Source organism: Streptomyces sp. NPDC031265, from assembly GCF_055570295.1.
In genome coordinates, this window is sequence record NZ_JBVIHM010000027.1 from 66,069 (window position 1) to 86,152 (window position 20,084).

At 69.7% G+C, this 20,084-nt stretch carries 19 protein-coding genes, 1 pseudogene and 1 riboswitch; of the genes and pseudogenes, 9 read left to right on the plus strand and 11 right to left on the minus strand.

Features of this window, described 5'->3' with window-relative positions; genetic code table 11:
• Positions 1-117: 117 nt before the first annotated feature.
• From ACZ499_RS31675 to ACZ499_RS31685, 3 genes are all read right to left on the minus strand, one after another.
• On the minus strand, positions 118-585 hold the full coding sequence (locus ACZ499_RS31675) for a hypothetical protein (RefSeq protein WP_468679633.1): 468 nt from the start codon (positions 583-585) through the stop codon (positions 118-120).
• Between the two features lie 383 nt (positions 586-968).
• Positions 969-1,172 carry a cold-shock protein gene (locus ACZ499_RS31680; protein WP_468679634.1) on the minus strand — a complete coding sequence of 68 codons (204 nt, stop codon included), beginning with the start codon at positions 1,170-1,172 and terminating at the stop codon, positions 969-971.
• Positions 1,173-2,029: 857 nt separating this feature from the next.
• A complete protein-coding gene (locus tag ACZ499_RS31685) occupies positions 2,030-2,410 on the minus strand; it encodes a MerR family transcriptional regulator (RefSeq protein ID WP_468401963.1) in 381 nt (126 codons plus the stop codon).
• Between the two features lie 75 nt (positions 2,411-2,485).
• On the opposite strand from ACZ499_RS31685, the gene ACZ499_RS31690 reads away from it, so the two are divergent.
• Together ACZ499_RS31690 and ACZ499_RS31695 are read left to right on the plus strand one after the other, a co-directional pair.
• A complete protein-coding gene (locus tag ACZ499_RS31690; protein WP_468679635.1) occupies positions 2,486-3,622 on the plus strand; it encodes an alkene reductase in 1,137 nt (378 codons plus the stop codon).
• Between the two features lie 165 nt (positions 3,623-3,787).
• On the plus strand, positions 3,788-5,503 hold the full coding sequence (locus ACZ499_RS31695; RefSeq protein ID WP_468679636.1) for an RICIN domain-containing protein: 1,716 nt from the start codon (positions 3,788-3,790) through the stop codon (positions 5,501-5,503).
• A gap of 415 nt (positions 5,504-5,918) precedes the next feature.
• Here ACZ499_RS31695 and ACZ499_RS31700 read toward each other — a convergent pair.
• Positions 5,919-6,238, minus strand: a pseudogene (locus ACZ499_RS31700) (DoxX family protein); the annotation flags it as partial.
• A 175-nt stretch (positions 6,239-6,413) separates the two neighbouring features.
• Complete coding sequence (locus ACZ499_RS31705) at positions 6,414-6,908, minus strand: cupin domain-containing protein (RefSeq protein WP_468679637.1); 495 nt, start codon at positions 6,906-6,908, stop codon at positions 6,414-6,416.
• Between the two features lie 80 nt (positions 6,909-6,988).
• On the opposite strand from ACZ499_RS31705, the gene ACZ499_RS31710 reads away from it, so the two are divergent.
• Positions 6,989-7,840 (plus strand): LysR family transcriptional regulator, encoded by an 852-nt coding sequence (locus tag ACZ499_RS31710; RefSeq protein WP_468679638.1) that lies wholly within the window; start codon positions 6,989-6,991, stop codon positions 7,838-7,840.
• Positions 7,841-8,233: 393 nt separating this feature from the next.
• Here ACZ499_RS31710 and ACZ499_RS31715 read toward each other — a convergent pair whose 3' ends face one another.
• The 3 genes from ACZ499_RS31715 to ACZ499_RS31725 form a co-directional block, all read right to left on the minus strand.
• Entirely contained in the window at positions 8,234-8,560 is a 327-nt protein-coding gene (locus ACZ499_RS31715; RefSeq protein WP_468679639.1) for a DUF4288 domain-containing protein, read from the minus strand.
• A gap of 557 nt (positions 8,561-9,117) precedes the next feature.
• Positions 9,118-9,387: a hypothetical protein gene (locus ACZ499_RS31720; RefSeq protein ID WP_468679640.1), complete on the minus strand. Its 270-nt coding sequence runs from the start codon at positions 9,385-9,387 to the stop codon at positions 9,118-9,120.
• A gap of 570 nt (positions 9,388-9,957) precedes the next feature.
• A complete protein-coding gene (locus tag ACZ499_RS31725; protein ID WP_468679641.1) occupies positions 9,958-10,893 on the minus strand; it encodes a LysR family transcriptional regulator in 936 nt (311 codons plus the stop codon).
• A gap of 134 nt (positions 10,894-11,027) precedes the next feature.
• On the opposite strand from ACZ499_RS31725, the gene ACZ499_RS31730 reads away from it, so the two are divergent.
• From ACZ499_RS31730 to ACZ499_RS31740, 3 genes are all read left to right on the plus strand, one after another.
• Positions 11,028-12,296 carry an MFS transporter gene (locus tag ACZ499_RS31730; RefSeq protein WP_468679642.1) on the plus strand — a complete coding sequence of 423 codons (1,269 nt, stop codon included), beginning with the start codon at positions 11,028-11,030 and terminating at the stop codon, positions 12,294-12,296.
• 339 nt (positions 12,297-12,635) lie between these two features.
• A riboswitch (cobalamin riboswitch) is annotated at positions 12,636-12,828 on the plus strand.
• Positions 12,829-12,866: 38 nt separating this feature from the next.
• The gene (locus tag ACZ499_RS31735; protein WP_468679667.1) at positions 12,867-13,253 is read left to right on the plus strand and encodes a (2Fe-2S) ferredoxin domain-containing protein; all 387 of its coding nucleotides are present in this window, start codon (positions 12,867-12,869) and stop codon (positions 13,251-13,253) included.
• Positions 13,254-13,403: 150 nt separating this feature from the next.
• Positions 13,404-13,637 carry a hypothetical protein gene (locus tag ACZ499_RS31740; protein ID WP_468401956.1) on the plus strand — a complete coding sequence of 78 codons (234 nt, stop codon included), beginning with the start codon at positions 13,404-13,406 and terminating at the stop codon, positions 13,635-13,637.
• 325 nt (positions 13,638-13,962) lie between these two features.
• Here ACZ499_RS31740 and gap read toward each other — a convergent pair whose 3' ends face one another.
• Entirely contained in the window at positions 13,963-14,961 is a 999-nt protein-coding gene (gene gap / locus ACZ499_RS31745) for a type I glyceraldehyde-3-phosphate dehydrogenase (RefSeq protein ID WP_371656551.1), read from the minus strand.
• Between the two features lie 181 nt (positions 14,962-15,142).
• The gene (locus ACZ499_RS31750) at positions 15,143-16,102 is read right to left on the minus strand and encodes a GlxA family transcriptional regulator (RefSeq protein WP_468679643.1); all 960 of its coding nucleotides are present in this window, start codon (positions 16,100-16,102) and stop codon (positions 15,143-15,145) included.
• Between the two features lie 137 nt (positions 16,103-16,239).
• On the opposite strand from ACZ499_RS31750, the gene ACZ499_RS31755 reads away from it, so the two are divergent.
• Together ACZ499_RS31755 and ACZ499_RS31760 are read left to right on the plus strand one after the other, a co-directional pair.
• Positions 16,240-16,365, plus strand: a complete 126-nt coding sequence (locus tag ACZ499_RS31755; protein WP_468679644.1) for a hypothetical protein — start codon at positions 16,240-16,242, stop codon at positions 16,363-16,365.
• Positions 16,366-16,378: 13 nt separating this feature from the next.
• A complete protein-coding gene (locus tag ACZ499_RS31760) occupies positions 16,379-16,840 on the plus strand; it encodes a hypothetical protein (RefSeq protein WP_468679645.1) in 462 nt (153 codons plus the stop codon).
• 93 nt (positions 16,841-16,933) lie between these two features.
• Here ACZ499_RS31760 and ACZ499_RS31765 read toward each other — a convergent pair whose 3' ends face one another.
• Positions 16,934-18,265 carry a DUF6236 family protein gene (locus tag ACZ499_RS31765; RefSeq protein WP_468679646.1) on the minus strand — a complete coding sequence of 444 codons (1,332 nt, stop codon included), beginning with the start codon at positions 18,263-18,265 and terminating at the stop codon, positions 16,934-16,936.
• 444 nt (positions 18,266-18,709) lie between these two features.
• Here ACZ499_RS31765 and ACZ499_RS31770 point away from each other — a divergent pair, with 444 nt between their 5' ends.
• Positions 18,710-19,738, plus strand: a complete 1,029-nt coding sequence (locus tag ACZ499_RS31770) for a C40 family peptidase (protein ID WP_468679647.1) — start codon at positions 18,710-18,712, stop codon at positions 19,736-19,738.
• Positions 19,739-20,084 lie beyond the last annotated feature (346 nt).

Sequence of the window (20,084 nt, forward strand, 5' to 3'; positions counted from 1 at the left end):
GCACCTGCTGCGTCCCACAGAGTGCACTATTGGGCACTGTGCCTGGTGAGTTGCTGGTCACGGGGGCGGGGGCACTTGTGCCGACCGCTGGTGGATGACTTCGGTGGAGATCGTCGGTCACCGGGCGACTCTGACGGCTGCCATGGTCAGCGCGCTCTCTTGATGCGGTTGAGTCGGCCTTGCGGAGGCTTTGCTGTGCCGTCCCAGCCTCATGCGGGACAGCGAGCTGCAAGGCCAGGACGGCCTTGACGGTCCGGTGGGAGCAGAAGTCACTTCCGGCAGCCTGCGCCTCCATGGCCATTGGCGCATGGGCGCGCAGGAACTCCTCCAGCGCTTTCCGGCGGTCGGCTTCGGCGCCACATGTTCCGATGCGAGGTCAACCAGGGCCACGAACCTCTGGCGCCTGCCCTGGTACGTGCAGACGCTGACCGCGACCCCGCCCTTGTCCGCGATACGGGCGTCGTCCCCGATGGCGGCCTTCTGCGGATTGCCCATCCGAGCCAGGGAGTCGCGCTGTACGGCGACCGGATCGGTGCCGACATCGGTCACGTCGTCGGTGACGTACACCGCCTGCTGCTTGTCCACGAAGACGGAGCAGGTGGAGGTCGTGGTCCTGTTCCAGGCACTCGGTTACCGGCGTCGCCAGCAGGTCCACCGCGTTCTGGGCGAACAGTGCACGGACGTGCGGCCGATGGCGTGCACCGTGACGCGAAGGCGTCCTTGAGTCAAGTCGACGGATACAGTCCCGCCCGGGCGCGGTCAGCACACGTGGTCGCCGTCGTCGGGCAGGCCGCAGGAGTCGTGCTCACACAGTCTGTTGCTCAACACCCGACCAATGAGGAACGCGAGGTTCCGACCCGACGACGTTTTGCGGTCGAAGGCCTCGGCCCTGACGCGGTGTGAGCGGACACCACCACGGAGGGCCACGGTGCAGGTGTGGCTCCGAGGCCCTCCGTGGTGCTGAGCGGTCAGGCGGTGGTGATGTTCTCCGCCTGCGGGCCCTTCTGGCCCTGCGTGATGTCGAAGGTCACGGTCTGGCCTTCCTGGAGCTCACGGAAGCCGGAGGAGTTGATGTTGGAGTAGTGGGCGAAGACGTCCGGGCCGCCGCCGTCCTGGGCGATGAAGCCGAAGCCCTTTTCCGAGTTGAACCACTTCACAGTTCCGCTGGCCATTGCGCGTGCCTCTCAGTTGATATCGGGTCCGCACCACGCGGGCCCGGAGGTGATCGCCCTGGTCCCGCACTGCACAGCAAGGCGCCCGCACCGGAGCGCGGGCAGGTACTGCGAACCACGACATCTGACTGTGACGCTACACGGTGAAAGCAGGCACCACCAGAGAGCAACAATCATGATTCGAACGTGACGTCAGACTCCCCACCGGCGCGGGCCGGTGGCCGACAGGAGGGTGGAGGGCCGGCTTGGTGGGCGATGCCGCGCCAGCACCTGCTCAGTAGTGGTCCTGCATCAGGACCCGAGCCCCCTGCGATTGCGCACTGAGCGGGGAGCGGGGAGCGGGGATATGAACCGGGCTGCGCGCGTCCTGGAGGTGCCGGGACAGGGCCCCTTTGTCAGAGATGAGTTGGCCGAGCACGTGTCGCATGCCTGGTACCCCTGCGTGGCGTATGACGGGCTACGGCTGTTCGGTATGAACCCGGCGACGGGTGCGGTCTCCTGCGGGTTCCCGCACGGGTTGGGCCTCGACCTCGTCAGGGGCCAACTGTACGAGTCGTACCTGGGGACCGACCTTGTCAGCCCCGTCGATGTCGCCCACCTGGCGTCCCCAGTGGGGCTGCTCGGCGGGGCCGGCCGGCTACCGTCGGGCTGGGGCACAGCCGGTCACCGGCGTGCCCGCAGGTCACTGGCCGCCCATGGCGGCGGCTCGGAGCTGCGGCTGCTGCTGCGGGACGCGCGCCGGACCGTGGGGGCCTGCTTGGCCTGCTGCGCGATGAGGGCGGCAGACCGTTCGGCAGGGACGAGTCGCGCATCCGGAGAGGGAGGAGACGGATGGCCCGGCGGACATGTGTCGGCTCCTACTGCGCGGCCGCGGCGTGACGTGGCTCTGCGGCGAGTTCCATCACCTCGTCCAGGACGTCGCGGGAGCGCAGCAGATCGGCGATGAGCTGGTCGATCCGCCTGCGCTCCTGCGCGAGTTCGGCGACCAGCCGCTCCGTCGCCTGCGCGGAGGGACCACCGTCCGCGTCGCGCATGCAGGGCAACAGCGCCGCTATCTTGGTGCTGTTGAGGCCCGCGGCGTACAGGGCCTGAATGCGGATGACCCGGTCGACCGCCCACTCGCCGAACTGACGGTGGCCGCCGGGAGTCCGCTCGGCGGTCAGCAGGCCCTGCTTCTCGTAGTAGCGCAACGAGCGTTCGCTCACGCCCGTCCGTTCGGCCAGTTCCCCGACCCGCATCTTTCCCCCTGCCCGCGACGGGATCACCCCGTCCCCCTTGAACCTGACACCGGTGTCAACTTCTACCGTACGGTCATGACGCACACAACAGTCAACTCCAGCCTCTTCGCCCCCGCCCACCTCGGCCCGCTGTACCTGCCCAACCGTCTGGTCATGGCGCCGCTGACGAGGAACCGGGCGGATGCCGACGGTGTTCCAGGGGCCCTGATGGCCACGCAGTACGCCCAGCGCGCCTCGGCCGGGCTGATCATCGCGGAGGGCACCACGCCGAACGCCGCGGGGCAGACCTACCCCAACATCCCCGGAATCCACAGCGCGGCACAGATAGCGGGATGGCGGCAGGTCACCGACGCGGTGCGCGCCGAAGGGGGAGCGATGTTCCTTCAGCTCCAGCACGGTGGCCGGGTGGGGCACCCGGACAACAGCGGATTGGTGCCGCAGGCCCCCTCGCCCATAGCGCTCCCGGAGACGATCCATACGCCCGCTGGACGGCGGCCTTCCGTGGTGCCCCGTGCCATGACCGTCGAGGACATCCACGCCACCGTCGCCGACTTCGCCCAGGCAGCCCGCAACGCGGTCGAAGCGGGCTTCGCCGGGGTCGAGGTGCACGCTGCCAACGGAATGCTTCTGCACCAGTTCATGGCCGAGAACACCAATCTGCGCAGTGATGCCTACGGTGGGTCGGTGTCGCGCCGCGTCCGTTTCGCGGTGGAGGTGACCAGGGCCGTGGCCGACGCGATCGGCCCCGAAAGGACGGGGCTTCGGATCTCCCCGGCGCACACCGTCAACGGGATCGAGGAAGGCGACACCGCGCGCATCTACGACGAGCTCATCGGGGCTCTGGCGGATGCCGGACTGGCCTATCTGCACCTGGAGTCCGCCGATCCGGAGCAGCCGGTCTTCACCCGGATCCGCAACAGCTGGCCCGGCACACTGATGGCCAACCCGAATCTCGGCTGGCCCGCCCCCATGCCCGCAGACGGCGGGCGGCGCGCCGGAGAACGCCTGCTGGCAGCGGGTGCCGATGTGATCGCGCTGGGTCGCGCGTTCCTCGCCAACCCCGACCTGGTCGAGCGCCTGCGGACCGGCGCGCCCCTGAACGCGGTGCGGGACAAGTACACGATGTACGTGGGTGGGCCGACCGGCTACACCGACTACCCCACATTGAGCGAGGCGGCCGGCCGGGTGTTGACCTCGGGACGCGCGGCTTGACGGCGGGGCCGTCGGCTGTGGCCCAGGGACGGAGATGCGCTGGTCCGGCCCTGCCGCCGGCCCGGCTTTCGTTTCGGTACCGACGCCCGGCTCGCGGTGCTGACCTGCGTGAAGACCATGTAAGGGAGATGATCATGGCACGTCGACGGCAGTTACCCTGGCCGAATGAAACTCATGTTCGGACGAAGGAGTCGCCTTGCCCAGCTTGCACTGGGGGTGACGGTAGCCGCCTCCGTACTGCTCCCCGTCCAGTCCGCCCAGGCCGCCTCCGGCCTGGACCCGTTCACCGCGAACTTCAAGCTCACGCGCGTGGACGGGGACAAGACCAACCTCATCACCTCCGCCGAGGCCGCCGGAGTCGCCAAGGCGTCCGTCACCGACGTCCTGGGCACTCGTACGGGACGCCCGGGCCTCTGTCACGCCACCGGGCTGAACGGCGCTCTCAAGCCCGACGGGTTCTGTTGGGACGATGAGGACGACAGGTCCAACTACGCGGATGACGCCGGTGGTTGGATGCCGCAGGGCTTCGCCGGTTCGCATGCCGCCACCGCCGACGGGCTGTACGAGGGCCGCTCCCTGACGGCCACCTCCTGGTACCACGGCACGTATGTCTCGGGTCGCACTCCGACGACCGTCGAGGACTACGCGAGGGTCTCGATCGCAGAGTCGACCGGTGGCCAGGTCAAGTACGGGCACATCGCGCTCGTGGAGCCGGTCAACGGCAATTTCAAGCCGCTTGAGTACCCGTCGCACTCGGACGGCGTCGCCTGGTACGGCAACAGGCTGTTCGTCGCCAACGGCGCGGAACTGCAGGTCTTCGATCTGACGCGTATCTGGCGCATGAACGACACCACGAGCGCCCTCACCCGTCTGGCTGCGGGCAAGACCTCCGCTCGTTTCCACCTCTGGGCGATGCCGCTCGTCGCCCGCTACAGCACCGTCAGTACCGCCGCGGTCGACAACATCTCCACGGCATACGTCAACAACAGCCCCCGCGCCTGCGGTCCGGCCGTCCGCGACGAGCTGTGCCTGAGCAGCCTGAGCGTCGACCGCTCCGGCGCGACGCCGGCCCTGGTGTCGGTGGAGAACAGGAACGGCGCAGGCGCCCGCATCGTCCGCTGGCCGCTGTCGGCCCTCGGCACCGGCACTCCCACCACGGTCGCCTCGGAGACCACGGGCTACACCTCTCCCGTGTGGGGCATCCAGGGCACGGCCACGGACGGCACCAACTACTACATGAGCGGTACCTGCCCGACGTACTGGCCGGGTGGCACCGAGCTCTACTCCTGCATCCACGTGGCCAAGCCCGGCGAGGCGCCGCATGTCCTCACTCAGGCACCGCAGCTGACCCAGGGCCTCTCCTGGGACCCCCTTGCCAAGCGGCTCTGGGGCGCCAACGAGGCACTGGTGGACTCCAGCGGGCCGCGCCGGGTGGTGTTCAACGTCGAGCCCGACGCCGGCAAGCCCGTCGACGGCTGGAGCTGGCTCACCAACTTCCACCAGGCGGGCTCCGTCTGCGCGACGCCTCAGGGCAACGCCACCGCCAACGGCACCCCGATCACCGTGTGGAGCTGTACGGGATCGGATGCCCAGCGGTGGAAGTACGAGAACGGTCTGATCGTCCACAAGGCCAGCGGCAAGTGCATCACCCCCGAGGCCAACGGCGCGAACACCAACGGCGCGCTGCTGACACTGTGGACGTGCAACCCCTCAAGCGACGTCCAGCGGTTCTCCCCCTCGGCGGACGGCAGCGCCGTCAACGCCTACGGCAAGGCCATCACGCCGAAGGGCAACTCCCTGGGCAACGGCGTCTGGCTGACCCTGTGGACCCAGGGCAGCCCCACTCCTGACGTCCAGGACTGGGCGGTGAAGGGCTTCTAGCCCTACCCCCGTTGCCAGAACGCCGGAGGGGCCGGCCCGTACCCGGACACCCCCGGCGAATGCCCTTCGCGACGTAACGTCGGTCTGTTCCACCGCCTTGGTGGGGCAGGCCGACGTGGTGTTCGGGGTGGAGGTGAGGGTGTCGTTGCGTCCTGAGGCCATGGGGGTCTGCCGGAGAAGACGGCGTGGGCGACCCGCGGCTTCCCGAAGGGCTGTCTGGCTGTCCGGGGGCGGGATGTGCTCGGCCCGGTATGCGTCGATGGGAGTTTGCTGGGGTGTTGGGGTTCAGTCAGTGGGACGGGACGAAGCCCGCTGATTTGGTCGAGGAGGGGCGGCGCTCACGGCCTGCGCCGATAAGCGGTCCTTCGCCCTGCGGCCTCCTTGCGGTTCCAGGGCGAAGGCCATGCGGCCAGGGCCCGGCGTTGAGCATGGCCTGCCGGTCTTCGCCGGTCGGGTGCACGATGAGCGCCGCGATATGCAGGAGCGCGAACCCGATGGCCGCGGCCAGGACCAGCCAGGGCGCGATGCCGGTCGCCGGTGGCAGTTGCAGCGCGCGGCGCCCAGAACTTCGAGCCTTCCCATTCGCCTGGCGGCGGGCGGCGGTATGCGGTCCACCCAAGCCATCATCGGGCGGAGCAGATCGTGGCTGCGGATCATCTTGACCACGCCCGCGCAGAGGTAGCAGAGGTAGAAGGAGGCGAGCAGTCCGGCAATGATCCAGTACACGATGGTCATGATTTCCCTTCAAGGGCCACCGCTTGTGGGTGACCTGCCGACTCCGGGGGAGCGCTCGGAACCGGCAGGTGAGACTGTGTGAGCGACTCGGACGCCGAGAGGTGGCGGCACCTTGGCGGCACCTTGGCTGTGCCGGTCCGGTGGCGGGCAGCCGGGCGATGTCCGCCCGCCGTCTTCAGGTGAAGTCGGTAGCGGGCTCGGTGGCGTAGCGGCTCATCGTGTGGATGCCCCCCTGAGGGGTCAGAGGCCTGCCGTCGGCGCTCATGCTCTGGAGGTCTCGGAAGTACTGCACGTACAGGTCGGGGGTGAACATGCTGAGCATGACGGCGGGTCGGTCGGTCACGTTGGCGAAGGTGTGCGGGGCGCCGGGCGGGACCATCACGAGCGTGCCCGCGGTCGCGTCGTGCTCCTTGTCCCCGACGGTGAAGCGCACCGTGCCGGAGATGATGTAGAAGCCCTCGTCGTGCTGGGCGTGGCGGTGCTGCGGCGGTCCGGAGGTGTGCGGGGCGAGGACGGACTCGGTGATCCCCAGGCGGTGCCCGGTGTGGCTGCCGTCTTCGAGGACGCGCATGCGCGTGGTGCCCATGACGATCCTCTCGCCGTCGTCGGGGCTGATCACCGATACGGCGGGGTCGGTCTGCGGTTCACTGGGCTTCGCTTCGTCGGTCATGCTCCGAGTGCACCGCCAGGGCCCTGCGCGTGTCCAAGACCCGTTCCGCCACGTCGATACCTTGCGCGTATCGTTGCAGCGTGGAGTTACGTATCCTGCGCTACTTCGTGGCGGTCGCCGAGGAACTCCACTTCGGCCGGGCCGCCGCCCGGCTGCACATGAGCCAGCCGCCGCTGAGCCGGGCGATCAAGCAGCTGGAGACCGAGGTCGGTGCCCTGCTGTTGGCCCGTTCGCCTGCCGGCGTCACGCTCACCCCGGTGGGGGCAGTGCTGCTCGACGAAGCGCGGGCCCTGCTCGACCAGGCCGACCGCGTCCACGCCCGGGTGACTGCGGCGGCCGGCGCCGCGACGCTCACCATCGGCATCCTGGGCGACGGCACCGACCCCGGTATCACCAGGCTGGCGGACGTCTTCCGCCGAAGCCACCCCGGCGTCGACATCCGCGTCCGCGACGCCGACCTGACCGATCCGACCTGCGGGTTGCGCGCCGGGCTGGTCGACGTCGCCCTGACCCGTGCGCCGTTCAACGACACCGCCCTGACGGTGCGTGAGCTGCGCAGCGATCCGGTCGGTGCGGTACTGCGCGCCGACGATCCGCTGGCCCGTCGCCACGACTTGAAGCTGGCGGAACTGGCCGACCGCCGCTGGTTCCAGTTCCCGCAGGGAACCGACCCGATCTGGCAGTCGTACTGGAACGGCGGCAGACCGCGCGAGGGCCCGGTGGTGCGCGTCGTCCAGGAATGTGTGCAGGCCGTGCTCTGGAACAGCACGGTCGGCTTGGCCCCACTGGGACACGATCTGCCGGAGAACCTGACTGCGGTTCCGCTGGTCGACATGGCGCCAAGCCGAGTGGTCGCGGTGTGGAACGACGGCCACACCAACCCGTTGATCCGTTCGTTCATCGAGATCGCGATGGGCGCGTACCGCTACTGAGCGCCTACCGTCCCAGCCGGGCACGCCCCAAGTGCCCAACAAGCTGGGCGCGCACGGCAATCCATGCGGGGCCTCCGAATCGGTGCTGCCGCAACTCGTGAACCATTCGAACGCGATGGCTCTGAGGACCGCCGTCCGAAGTCATGGACGGGGCCAAGCCAACAAGTCCCTGCCGTGCGGCAGGGGCTTGCGTGGAGACTTTCCCGTTGTGACGGATGCACAGTTTCCGAGGCAGTGGTCGGTCGGCCTCTGCGTGTGCCCGGCGAGAGAGACCTTGCCGGTCAGCCGCCCCGGGACCGGACGCGCGGCATTGACGTCAGCCGGTTGGCCGGCCGGGGCTGTGGGCAGAGACCGCGCCTGTGGCTTACAGGCGTGGCTGTCGTCGCTGCCGCCCTAGAGTTCCTCCCCCGACAGCAGGGGTTCGAAGGACCGGTAGGCGTCGTAGTTACTGAAGTGTCTGCTGTACACCTCGGATCCGTCACCGAGCTCGGTGTCGAGGGCTTCGCTCACATCCACGACGTGACGGAGTCTCCAGGTGATGGTCTCGCCGAGGTCGTTTTCGTAGCTCGTTTCCAGGCCCTTGCCGTGCGCAAGCGCCTTGCCGCGAGCCTCCTCCTCGTCCTGTGCCGTCAGCAGGACGAAATTCTCCTGGTAGAGCGGAACATGGTCTTCGGCCGTGCTCGATGCCTCGCACAGCAGGACGGCGACGTAGACACTCATGCCTGGAGCCTACTTCTTGAAGCGGTTGTCGTTCAGGAGCTTCCAAGGACCTCTCGCCGCAGCCCTTGACGTACCCCAGAGTGTCGCCGTAGCGCTGCCCGGGAAACTCCTGCCGGATGGAGCCCTTGCGGCAGCGGGAGATGAAGTTGGTCGCGATCTCGCCCAGGTTCTCGTTGGCGACGCACGCGTCGGCTGCGATCGCGACTGCGGTCGTCGTGCTGTGCTGAGGTTCGCCAGCGCTCTGCCCGGTCGTGGCTGTCGCCATGCACCCAGCCCGGGATCCGACCAGTGCGGTGATCGTGGCGACAGCCGTGGCCGCCAAGCGGGCGATGGTGTGTCTCATACGGATGTCCGCCTTCGTGCTCCAGAGGTCGGCGGTCACGCGGCTGGACTCAGGAGCCGGCCATCTTCCCGTACGCGATCCACACCTCACCCTCGCCGTTGAGGCTGACGTCGCCGGTCTTGTGGAGCCCGGTGTACTTGCCCCGGTACTTCCTGCGCTTCCATTCGTCGTTGGGTTGGCAGGTGTTGAGGCCTTCGCGCAGTGCGGCTCTCGGTCAGTCCGTGGACAGCGCGTGCGCCATGCTCGTGGCCCTGGTCTCCTCTGCCCCCTGTGGATTGCCGGAGTGCTGGCGCAGCGTTGCGGTGGCGAGGTCCAGGAAGTCCAGTACGAGGCCTGTGCAGTGGTTCTCGGGTACCGCCAGGCAGGTCTCGACGGGCAGGGCGTCGGTGACGGCCAGATAGACGAGGTCGGGGCGGGAGTGCGAGCGCGCGACGCTGACGGGGACGAGTGCGATGCCCTGCCCGGAGGCGATCACCGAAGTCATGATCACCAACACGCTCAGCCCGATGCGCGCCGTGGAGTCCCTCCACCCGCTGGTCGCCCCGACCGGGACCATCGGCATCATGTCTCCGGCCAGGGAAGCATCGCATTGAACACCGAAGGCGGACAGGACCTGCACCGGGCCGGCAAGTCCGCACCGAACTCGGCGGACCCGACGCCGATCTCAGTGTGGAGGAAAGCGTTCCCGGGGTGGCGGAGACGATCGAGCGCCAGCAAGGGAAGCCCGGACTTCACTTCCTTGATCACCAAGGGCAGGTCGTGCCCTGGTAGACCCGGGGGCCGTCGCGGCTGCACGTCTGGCATCCACATATGTCCGCTCAGGTCGGTGCTCTGCCACGGCCGTGCAGTTGACGCCGTTCCACTCTGGCGCCGTCACCAGCGGTTGTCTGAGGTTTCCGGGCCGGATCGGCAGTTCGCAGCCTTGATCACTGCCAAGACATGTGAGGCACACGGTGGGGGAGAGCCGGAGTGTGCCGACGGCCACCCCCGCCCCCGAAACCGTCCGTCACCGTCCGTCGATCCGGACACGATGCCCGAAGACGCGCGGCGGCGTTCAGCGCGGAATCACCCAGTCCGGCGCCCAGGTCCCGGCGGCGTCGTGCCCGGCCGCTGTGGCGGCGAGGTGGGCGCGGAGAGTGGCCAGTGCTGGGTGGGGGTTGTCGCGGTGCCACAGGAGCGAGTGCGGGTAGACGGGCGTCGGGTCGGTCACCGGGATGCGGCGCAGTCCGTGGTCGGCGGGCCAGACGAGGCGGGTCTGCTCGCCCATGAAGGTGGCCAGGGCCGGGGTGTCGGCGATGGTGTCGAGGAGCGCGTCGGAGCCGAAGTTGGGGCCGGTCGCCTCGATGGTGAGGCCGAACTCGGCGACGAGGTCGTCGTAGTAGGCGCTCCACTCGGTACCGGGGACGAGGCCGGGCATCCAGATCCGGTGCCCGGCGAGCTGGGCGAGGGGCACCGACCGGGCGCCCGCCAGCGCGTGGGCGGGGCCGGTGAGGAGTTGGAGCGGCTCGTCGAGCACCCGGACGGACTCGATGTCCTCGGGAAGGGGCCGGCCGGGCGCGGCGAGGGCGCGGAAGGACGCGTCGATCGCACCGGACCGGACGGCGACGATGGCCGTCTCGATGTCGAACAGCATCACCACGTCGAGCTCGATCTCGGGGTGCGCGTGGTGGAAGCCGCGCATCAGGCCTGACGGCGCGACGCGCGAGGCGATCACGTCTACGCGCAGCGGACGGCGGCCGGGGCGCACGGAGGTGACCGCGCGATCGGCGACGCGCAGCAGCTCGCGCGCGTGGGGCAGGAACGCCTGCCCGTCGATGGTGAGCTCGGCGCCGCGCGCGGTGCGGGTGAACAGCCGTACCCCGAGGTTGCGCTCCAGCGCGGCGATGCGCTTGGAGACAGCTTGCTGGGTGACCGCCAGCTCGGCGGCGGCCTCCTGGAACTGCCTTGCGTCAGCGGCGGCAACGAAGGTCCGGACGGTGTCGAGGTCCATGCCGGCACCTTACGGGTACAACCATTGGTTGTGACCCGACGGTCCTGCGGTTGTTTGACCCCCGGGGAAGGCGCTCGCTTTGATGCTTCCGATCGCGGATCGGTTGTGCGGGTGAGTGGCGAGGGGCGGCGGGCATGAGGGTCGGGCACCGGCTGGGACATCTGCGCGGACATAGGCTGGGGCGGCGGTTCGGCTGGCTCTGGGGAGCGTACGGGACCAGCGCGCTCGGCACCTGGCTCGCCTTCGGCGCGTTCCCGCTGATCGCCATCCAGGTGCTGCACGCCGGACCGGCCGAGGTCGCCGCGCTCTCCTCCATGGGGGCTGCGGTGGGCGCGGCCGTGGCGGTGCCGCTCGGCCCGTGGGTGGAGTTCCGCCGCAAGCGGCCGGTGCTGATCGCGATGGACCTGGTGCGGTTCGCGGCGCTGCTGACGATCCCCGCCGCGTACGCGCTCGGCATGCTCACCTTCCTCCAGCTCCTGCTGGTCTCCATCGTCGTAGCAGCAGCCGACATCACCTTCCGTGCCGCCTCCGGCGCATACCTGAAGACGCTGCTGCCGGCCGAGGACCTGCTCGTCGCCAACGCCCGATTCGAGTCCACGGCCTGGACGACCACGATCATCGGACCGCCGCTGGGCGGCGCCGCGATCGGGCTCCTCGGTCCGGTGGCGACGGTGGTGGCCGACGCGGTCAGCTACCTGCTCTCGGCGCTGGGCATCCGCGCGACAGGCGGGCACGAGCCGCGGCCCGAGCGCCGGGAGGGCCCGCGCATGCGGGCCGGGGACCTGCTCGACGGCTGGCGGTACATCCTCGCCGACGCGACACTGCGTCCACTGCTCCTCAACACCGCCTTGTTCAACGGCCTGGTGATGGCCGTCCAGCCGCTGCTGGCCGTCCTGATGCTCGGCCGGCTCGGCTTCGCACCGTGGCAGTACGGCCTCGCCTTCGCCGCGCCCTCAATCGCCGGACTGCTCGGTTCACGGCTGGCCCGACCGCTCGTCACCCGGTTCGGGCAGCACCAGGTCCTGGTCGTGGTCGGGGCGCTGCGCGCGATCTGGCCCGTCGGCCTGGCCTTCCTGGGCTCGGGCACCGCAGGGCTGCTGCTGGTGATCGGCGTCGAGCTCGGGCTGATCTTCTGCTGCGGGGTCTTCAACCCCGTCTACGCCACCTACCGCCTCGAACGCACCGCGACCGATCGCGTCACCCGCACCCTGTCCGCCTGGGCGGTGACGACCAAAGCCACGACCGCGCTCCTGACGGCCGTCTGGGGCGTACTGGGCAGCCTGCTCGGCCCACGTACGGCCATCGGCCTGGCCGGCGTGCTCCTGCTGGCAACGCCGCTGCTGCTCCCTCGCCGCGCGGCAGCGCATTTCTCCGAGCCGGAGCCGGCACCGAGCCGCACCTGACGGGCCGCCACGGCCGTCACCGCTTGTTGGCCATCGGCCTCTGTTGCGAGACCCGCCACACGCTCATCGGCTCGTCTGCTCCGACGGCTTCGCCCTGACCAGCCCTTCGACCGCCAATCCCTCAGCACGGCTGCCGCGCCTGCGAACGCCTCAACTGCCCCCTCAGAGCGCCGCACCACCCCTCGGGCGCTCCCTGCGGATCGACCAGAACACCACCACCTTCATCCCCTGACCCGTCACCGATCGCATGACTTGACCAGGCAGCCCTGGCGCGCCCTCTCCGGCGGCGAACCACAGCGCGTCCGGATCGCCCACCCCCGGGCGACGGTGGTGACGCGCTGCCGCCCGACGTGCGACGATGCCCGACGACAAGGCGACGCGGAACGAGGAAGCCGGTGGAATTCCGGCGCGGTCCCGCCACTGTGATCGGCGAGCGAACCCCGAACAGACCACTGCCCGGACACGGGCGGGAAGGACGGGGCGAGCGGCGACCCGAGAGCCAGGAGACTCACGTCGTCGCCTCCTTGACGAAACCGGGGCGGATCTCCCCGGAGGAGGAGCGTGAGCGGTATGTCGGAGCGGCAACCAGAAGATGACGCCGGACGCACCCCAGCCGACTCGGCCCCGTGCCGGATCGTGGTGTGCAGGGACTGCTGCTGCGGGAGCGCGAAGGTGCCCGGAGTCGACCACGCGCAGCAGAAGGCGCGGCTTGCCGAGAACGCGCCCGTACGTGTCTCCGCCTGCCTCGACGTCTGCGAACAGGCCAACGTGATCGTCGTCCAGCCCTCTCGTGCCGCACGCGTCGCCGGTGCCCGCCCGGTCTGGCTCGGTTTGGTCAACGATCCCGACGCCACGGACGACATCGCCGCCTGGGTCCAGGCCGGCGGCCCCGGCATCGCGCCCTGTCCCGACATCCTCGACCTCTACGCCTTCACCCCACGCCGAAGGGCGCGATGAGCACGCATGGCCGTCCGGCCCGGCGCCCGTCCCTGAACGGCGGCTGGTCCAGAACGTGTACCGGAGCCCGCTTGGTGGTCCACTACGCTGATCACCAAGCGGCGAGCGTACGGGTGTTCGCCATTTGGCAATTCAGGGGGAGCGGGGGCCGTGGCCAAGCCTGTACGTGCCGCAATAGGGGACACCTGGATCAGGTGCAGCTTCTGCCAGGGCGATGTTTTCCGGGACCGCGAGGTGAAACTCAACAGCTCCGGGGCGGAGTTCATGAACCTCGGCTGGGCGAACGAGTCGGCAACCGGGCTGATCTGCTGGAACTGCGGCTATGTCCTCCTGTTCGCGAACAAGAGTCTGAAGCTGTACAAGGTGGAGAAGAGCCAGGGGTGACGCCGCGTCTGGGACCCGTGCGTCAACCTCCGCCCAGCACCCGCTTCAGCTCCGCCTCGTCCATGCTGGACCGGCCGTGGATGCTACGGCGCTGGGCCTCGGCGTAGAGCTGGTCGTACGCCGGCCCCTGCGATCCGCCGTGCGAGCGCTGCCCGCTCCGCTTGGACGACGACGTCTCCTGCGTAGCTTTCGGTCTCGGCGTGTGTCCGGCGTGGTGGGACGCGGGTTTCCAGCTGGGTGAGGCGGGTGACCAGCCCGCACGCGGCGGTGGTGACGTGCGGCCCGTGCCCGATGTCGCGGCTCGGACCGCCCCGGCGCCCGGCTGTCACCGCCCGGCGAGCAGCTCCAGTGTGTCGATCACCCGGTTGGAGAAACCCCACTCGTTGTCGTACCAGGCGACCACCTTGACATGGCGGCCGTCCACCCGGGTGAGGGCCGAGTCGAAGATGGACGAGGCCGGGTTGCCCGTGATGTCGGAGGACACCAGCGCGTCCTCCGAGTACTCCAGCACGCCCGCGAGCGGCCCCTGCGCCGCCGCGCGGTAGGCGGCCAGCACGTCGTCGAGCGTCACGTCACGCTCGACGGTGGTGTTGAGCTCGACGATCGAGCCCACCGGCACGGGCACCCGGATCGAGTCGCCGGACAGCTTGCCGTCGAGGTTCGGCAGGACGTGGCCGATCGCCTTGGCCGCGCCCGTCGTGGTCGGCACGATGTTGACCCCGGCGGCGCGGGCGCGGCGGGGGTCGCGGTGCGGGCCGTCCTGGAGGTTCTGCTCCTGGGTGTACGCGTGCACGGTCGTCATGAACCCGTGCTCGATCCCGGCGAGTTCGTCGAGCACCGAGGCCAGCGGCGCGAGCGCGTTCGTGGTGCAGGAGGCGTTCGAGACGATCGTGTGCGCCTCGTGGTCGTACGCGTCGTTGTTGACCCCGAACGCGAGGGTGACGTCGGCGCCCTCCGACGGCGCGCTGACCAGGACCTTCTTCGCGCCCGCGTCCAGGTGGGCGCGGGCGGCCTTCGCCGAGGTGAAGCGGCCCGTCGCCTCCAGGACGAGGTCGACGCCCAGCTCGGCCCAGGGCAGGTCGGCCGGGTCGCGCTCGGCGAGCACCTTGATGCGGCGGCCGTCGACGACGAGCGTGTCCCCGTCCACGGTCACGGGCCGCCCGAGCCGGCCGGCCGTCGAGTCGAAGGCGAGCAGCCGCGCGAGGGCGGCGGGCTCGGTGAGGTCGTTCACGGCGACGACCTCCAGATCACTGTCTCGTTCGAGCAGCGCGCGCAGCACGTTGCGTCCGATGCGGCCGAATCCGTTGATGGCGATGCGAGTCATGGGTGATGTCCGTCCCTTCGGTTCGCCTCCAGACTCGCGTGGGACGCCCGGCAGCGGCAGAGGCGTGAGCGCCATGGTTCGAAAGGATCTCGCCAAGGGCGGCGGGGCACTGCGGCAGGGGCGCGAGTCGCCCCGCCGCCCTGCGCCGAGCGAGCGCCCCGCATCGAGCCGCCCCGAGGGTTCACTCCCCTCGCGCGAACGTCCGCCGGTACTCCGTCGGCGTCGTCCCCAGTACCCGCTGGAAGTGCAGCCGCAGATTCGCCCCCGTCCCCAGCCCCACATCCGTCGCGATCTGCTCCACACTCCGCTCAGAACGCTCCAGCAGCTCACGGGCCATGTCGATACGGGCGCGCATGACCCACTGCATCGGCGTGTACCCGGTGTCCTCGACGAAGCGCCGTGAGAAGGTGCGCGCGGACACCGCCGCGTGCCGGGCCAGCGCCTCCAGGGTGAGGGGTTCGTCGAGGCGGTGCAGTGCCCACTCGCGGGTGGCGGCGAACCGTTCGCCCAGCGGATCGGGAACGCTGCGAGGCACGTACTGTGCTTGCCCACCGCTGCGGTAGGGCGCCGCGACCAGGCGCCGGGCCGCGTGGTTGGACGCGGCCACACCCAGGTCGCCGCGCAGGATGTGCAGGCACAGGTCGATGCCGGAGGCGGCACCGGCGGAGGTCAGCACACTGCCCTCGTCCACGAACAGGACGTTCGCGTCCACCCGTACGCGGGGGTGTTTTTCGGCGAGTGCCCGCGTGTAGTGCCAGTGCGTGGTCGCGCGCCTGCCGTCGAGCAGGCCCGTGGCGGCGAGCGCGAAGGCACCCGTGGAGATCGCGGCGAGCCGCGCGCCCCGGCCGTGGGCGGCGACCAGCGCGTCGAGGACTGCCCGCGGCGGGTCCTCGCGGCCCGGGAAGCGGTAGCCGGGGACGAAGACGAGGTCGGCCCACGCGAGCGCGTCGAGGCCATGGGCGACGGCGTATGACAGGCCGTCACCACCGGTCACGAGTCCGGGCTCCGCCCCGCAGACCCGTACCTCGTACGGCATACTCGCGCGGGTCGTGAACACCTGCGCGGGAATGCCGACGTCGAGCGGCTTCGCGCCTTCGAGCACGAGGACGGCGACGCGTCGCAGAGGGGTTGAGGCTGGCACGGGGCAAGCGTACGAGGACGGTGGGATGCCTCCGGCCGACGCCGCCCGGTTCGTGGGGGCCCAGCTTGATCACATCACCCGTGGTGCCCTGCCGGGGGACCGCCGGCGGCGCTCATCGAGCTCACCCGTCCGGGTGCATGGCCGCTGACACCATCCGGGAGGCGTTCGCGGGGGTGGAGCGGCGCGCGCTCGGCAACCTGCCCGCCGAGGCGGTCGCCGTACTCCGCCAGACCTTGCAGGCCGTGACGGAGGTGTCGTCGTGACCGGGCAGGAGAGGTGGCGGCGCAGGCCGACGGCGACGCGTCCGCGTCCGTGTTCGCGGAGCTGATGGCCGAAGTGATGGCGGGCGCCGAGCGGTTCGGCCACCGCGAGCACATACACCTGACGTGGCTTGCTGTGCGACGGTGCGGCATGCCGGCAGCGGACGGCCCGGTCAGCGATGGCATCCAGCGAACCGCCCGCTACGCAGGCGCGCCCCAGAAGTACCACGTGACCGTCAGCCGCGCCTGGGTGGAACTGGTCGCACACCACGCGGGTGAGCCCTCCGCAGGGGACTTCACCGCGTTCGCCGACCGCAACCCCGCAGTGCTCGACAAGCGCCTGCTGTCCCGCTTCTACCGCTCGGCCACGTTGGCCGGGTCGCAGGCGAAGAACGGCTGGGTCGAGCCCGATCTCGTCCCCTTTCCTCGGCAGGATGCCGGGCCGGACCCCGAGCGGCAGCACCTCCGAGAGGCATAGCAGCGCCGTCGAGGCGAAGCAGCAGTCGTACGGCGTCGCAACGGCCGCATCACCGTCCCGTACGACGTACGTCCCGTACGACGCACCCGGCGTTCAGCGCCCGAGGCGTCCGCGGAGTCCAGCCCACCGTCCGCGTCGCCGGCGGGGTGCGGCTCGTCGCATGGCGGAGCGGATCTGCGCGACGGTCTCCGAGGGGCCCAGTTCGTGGCGCAGGTTCAGCAGATATCCGGCGGGGTGGCCCGCGAGGGCCTGTCTGCGCTGGTCGAGCGCGCCCTTCGTCGCTCCGACGAGGCACCCGGCGACCACACCCGCCCCGGTGACGGCGGATGGCAGGTTCACGGTATTGGCCAGTACGCCCAGCGCCGTTGGAGGCACGAGCGTTTGAAGGCTCAGTACGGCCCGGGCGGGTTGCATGCCGAGCCGCCCGAGTTCACGCTCCATCGTCTCGATCGGTTGCGCGATGTTCCTCTCCACATGGTTGCGCAGCCTGGCCGCTCTCACCTCGGGATCCCGCACCCCGCTGATCTCGACGAAGTCCGGCGCGAGGGAGTCGAGGAACGCGCGGAACCGCATCAGCTCCGGCAGCAGGCGTCGCCGTGCCTCGATGATCCGCTCTACCGGGACCTCGGCGATATCGCCGGGGAGGACGGACTGCAGGGCCAGCACGGCGAACGTCTGATGGGCGTCGACTCGCCCCTCCGTCGTCGTCCCGGTCTCGTCGGCGAGCAGGGCGTGCGCCATGGCGTCGATCGTCCAGCCCGAGGTGGCGGCACAGGTCAGTGCCTGGTCGGTCACCGGGGTCATCCCGTTCTCCCTCGCCACCACGTCCGCGAGGATCGTCAAGTAGACGCGGGCCAGGCTTCGGTGCATCGCAACGGTGTGTACGTCGAGGACTCTTCCGTCGTCTGCGCGGCGCCACTGGTAGTTCTGTGAAACCAGCAGCCCGGCGTCCGCCAGCCGTACCGTCAGGTCATAGGAGAGCTTCGTCGGATGCACCTCCTCCAACCGGCTGTCGACCGGCAGGAGTTCGTCGTACACGTCCCGGGTGCGCAGGGACTCGATCCCGAGTGCGTGGGCGCCGTACCGCGGGATGAGTTCAAGCTGGTACCGGTTGAGGAAGTCGAAGAACAGCGCGTCTATTTGATCCTCGGTACTTGGCCATGGATCCCGCGGGAGGAAGCCCGGGTCCACTCTCGTCAAGATGTCGCCACTCACCCAGGACCCGCGGATCCGTCCCCGGTCCGGCCTCACATCCACGAGGAAGTCGAGCTCGTCCCGAAGCCGCTTGACCGTGTCCGAGTCCCGCAGGTCCCGGTACCCCACCGGAAGGATGCGCCCGAGCTGCGGCCAGTGCAAGGCCGCGGCCTTGACCCACGCGTCGCCGGGCAGGTTGGCGTACGGGAAGTAGAGGGCAATGTCGCTCACGGGCAACACGATGCCCTGTGCCCGCCCAGTGGCGAAAGACGTCGGCCCCCGCCCTCGGCAACCCTGCCCGTCCGCAGACCACGCAGTGGTTGAAGGATCCTGACCCGACGCGGGAAGTCGGGCGAGGCGGCGTCCACTGCTGACCAGCGGACCGCGGCCTGCCCGCGGTGGCAGTGTGTTGGCTCCCGAGCCGTCACGCGCTGGTGCCCCGCCATACCCCCTGAGTGAGCACTGCCGTTGACCCCGCGTACCACGTGTGCGATGTGTGTAAAAACTGTGCTTCGTGAGGCAGATTTTTCTCACGGGGATTTGAACCGATCACAACTTGGTCACTAAGGTCAGGTCTCGAACCTTCGCGCGATGGATCACCTATTCGGGGTGTCGGCGAAGGGGCCGCCATGTCTGCGCAGTTCGGCGGCTCTCAGGAAGAAGGAGCTGCCTTCCGTGGGGTCCCACCGTCGTCCCAAGCATCCGGGCCGCGCCCGTGTCACCGTGTTCACGGCGACCGCCGCTGCAGCCGTCGCCCTCAGCTCCCAGGCCGCCAACGCCGCGCCTGCCAAGCCGAGCAAGGACGAGGTGAAGTCGAAGGTCGACGAGCTTTACCACCAGGCGGAGAAGGCCACCGAGGAGTACAACGGGGCCAACGAGAAGCAGACCGCCCTCCAGAAGGAGGTGACGGCCCTCCAGGACCAGGTGGCCCGCGGGCAGGCCGAGCTCAACGTCCTGCGAAACGGCATCGGTTCGCTCGCCAGCGCCCAGTACCGCTCCGGCGGCCTGGACCCGTCCATTTCGCTCTTCCTCTCCGCCGACCCGGACAGCTACCTCGACAAGGCTTCCGCGGTCGACCAGTTGGGCGCCAGGCAGGCGCAGGCCCTTGAGACCATCCAGTCCAAGCAGCGGGCCCTGGCGCAGAAGCGTGCCGAGGCCGCCCGCAAGCTCGCCGACCTCGCGGACGTCCGCAAGACGGCCGGTGAGAGGAAGAGGGCCTTCCAGGGCAAGCTCGCCGAGGCGCGGACGCTCCTGAACACCCTCACCGCCGCCGAGCGCGCCGAACTCAAGCAGGACGACAACCGCGCCAGCCGCGGCGCCGGCGAGCGCGTGAACCTGGGCCACGAGAAGCCGGGGTCCGGGCGCGGCTACGCCGCACTGCAGGCCGCCGCGACGCAGATCGGCAAGCCGTACCAGTCCGGCCACGAAGGCCCCGACTCCTACGACTGCTCGGGTCTGACCCAGTGGGCCTTCGCCCAGGTGAACGTCCACATATCGCGGGTCACGTACACGCAGATCAACGACGGCAGCCCGGTCAGCTTCAACGAGCTCGCCCCCGGCGACCTGGTCTTCTTCAACAACCTTCTGCACGTCGGCATCTACGCGGGCAACGGCATGGTGCTGCACGCTCCAAAGCCCGGTGCCTTTGTCCGCTACGAGAAGATGAGCTACCTCGGCAGCTTCTACGGTGCCCGGAGAATCTGACCGCCTACCCCCCCGGCCGTCGTAAGGCAGCCGAACGGCAGACGGGCAGCCCACGGTTGCGTGTGCCAGGCCCTCCTGCTTGCGGCCTGTTTGACGGGTCGGCTGCATCCCGCCGGGGATGGCACGCGACGTCCGCCACGTGATCCGCGACGTGCTCGCCGAGGCCGGCGCGAGCATGGGATCCGCCGTGGGGCAGGAACCGGGAACGGGGGAGACGGCTGGTGGTAAGAGCGAGTTGAGGGGCCCCGGACAGGCGGCACCGTCATGCGCATGCCCGGCCCCGAGCACCAGGAGGACGGTGGGCTGAGTGCCGTCGCGGCCGCGGGGCGGGCTGCACCGGTACCAA

Coding starts and splice junctions, on each gene's coding strand:
- ACZ499_RS31690 (WP_468679635.1), top strand. CDS start 2,486: ATGACGCACACAACAGTCAACTCCAGCCTCTTCGCCCCCGCCCACCTC.
- ACZ499_RS31725 (WP_468679641.1), bottom strand. CDS start 10,893: ATGGACCTCGACACCGTCCGGACCTTCGTTGCCGCCGCTGACGCAAGG.
- ACZ499_RS31715 (WP_468679639.1), bottom strand. CDS start 8,560: ATGAGTGTCTACGTCGCCGTCCTGCTGTGCGAGGCATCGAGCACGGCC.
- ACZ499_RS31755 (WP_468679644.1), top strand. CDS start 16,240: ATGGCCGCTGACACCATCCGGGAGGCGTTCGCGGGGGTGGAGCGGCGC.
- ACZ499_RS31735 (WP_468679667.1), top strand. CDS start 12,867: ATGTCGGAGCGGCAACCAGAAGATGACGCCGGACGCACCCCAGCCGAC.
- ACZ499_RS31685 (WP_468401963.1), bottom strand. CDS start 2,410: ATGCGGGTCGGGGAACTGGCCGAACGGACGGGCGTGAGCGAACGCTCG.
- ACZ499_RS31695 (WP_468679636.1), top strand. CDS start 3,788: ATGAAACTCATGTTCGGACGAAGGAGTCGCCTTGCCCAGCTTGCACTG.
- ACZ499_RS31730 (WP_468679642.1), top strand. CDS start 11,028: ATGAGGGTCGGGCACCGGCTGGGACATCTGCGCGGACATAGGCTGGGG.
- gap (WP_371656551.1), bottom strand. CDS start 14,961: ATGACTCGCATCGCCATCAACGGATTCGGCCGCATCGGACGCAACGTG.
- ACZ499_RS31705 (WP_468679637.1), bottom strand. CDS start 6,908: ATGACCGACGAAGCGAAGCCCAGTGAACCGCAGACCGACCCCGCCGTA.
- ACZ499_RS31720 (WP_468679640.1), bottom strand. CDS start 9,387: ATGACTTCGGTGATCGCCTCCGGGCAGGGCATCGCACTCGTCCCCGTC.
- ACZ499_RS31680 (WP_468679634.1), bottom strand. CDS start 1,172: ATGGCCAGCGGAACTGTGAAGTGGTTCAACTCGGAAAAGGGCTTCGGC.